The sequence below is a fragment of the Campylobacter sp. IFREMER_LSEM_CL1846 genome (assembly GCF_025772105.1).
In the GTDB taxonomy this organism is placed as follows: domain Bacteria; phylum Campylobacterota; class Campylobacteria; order Campylobacterales; family Campylobacteraceae; genus Campylobacter_D; species Campylobacter_D lari_D.
Window position 1 is genome coordinate 1 of the sequence record NZ_JAKMRM010000031.1, and the last position, 992, is coordinate 992.

The 992-nt window shown below is 28.4% G+C and carries 1 protein-coding gene; it reads left to right on the forward strand.

Annotated features, from left to right (window positions below):
• A partial coding sequence (locus L8W40_RS08005; RefSeq protein WP_318529492.1) for a ShlB/FhaC/HecB family hemolysin secretion/activation protein occupies positions 1 to 992 on the forward strand: 992 nt, incomplete at both ends.

Genomic DNA, 992 nt, shown 5'->3' on the forward strand with positions numbered 1-992 from the left:
ACTAAATTAATAGAAGATAGTGTATATAAAGTCAATGAAATGTATGGAGTACAAACCCTAGCAGGTTTACAAGCAGGAGGGAATGTAGGAGAAACTGATATAGTTATAGAAGTAGTTCCTGATACTAAGGCTAATGTATTATTATATAGTGATAATTATGGTATTAAAAGTGCAGGGGATATTAGAGCTGGTATTAGTATGGGATTTAATTCTATATTTAATATGGGAGATTATTATAATTTTTACTTACAATCAAGCAATGAAAAACAAATCAACTATGGGGCTAGTTATACTTTCTTTTTAGGAAATTTAAAAATTACTCCAAGTGTATCAAAAGGAAATTATTCCTTGGGAGAAGATTATGAAAATGCTGGATTTTATGGTGCTTCTAGAAATTTTGGTATAGACTTTTCTTATCCTGTATGGATTAATACTAATTCATCATTTTATTTTACTTCAAGTATTTATCATAAAATACTTAGTGATACAAGTGCAGGATTTTTAACTTTTAATAAGCATTCTAATGTAGGTAGTATAGGTTTAGAAGGTTTATTTAGAAATTTTCATAACACTTTTATTTATAGTACCAAAATTAACCTAGGCAAGGTCTATGACGATGGGGTTAATTTTTTAGGCACTAATTATAAAAATAATAGTAATGGCTTTGGTTGGTTTAGAAAACTCAATGCTAGTTTGAATAATTATTATAGTATTAATGAGTATATTACTCATACTTTAAATATAAACTATCAAAAGGTATTAGGAAATTTTGAATTAGATTCTTCTGAAAGTTCATCTTTAGGTGGAGCTTATGGGGTAAGAGCTTATGATAATGGAGAGGGAGATGGAGATAATACCATAGTAGCTAACTTTGGTATAAGAATAAATATACCAAATACTAATTTTTATTTTACTCCCTTTTATGATGTAGGTTATGCTTGGTATGAAAAAGCTTCAGGGGATAGATTAGCAGATGAGCATTTTTTAGATGC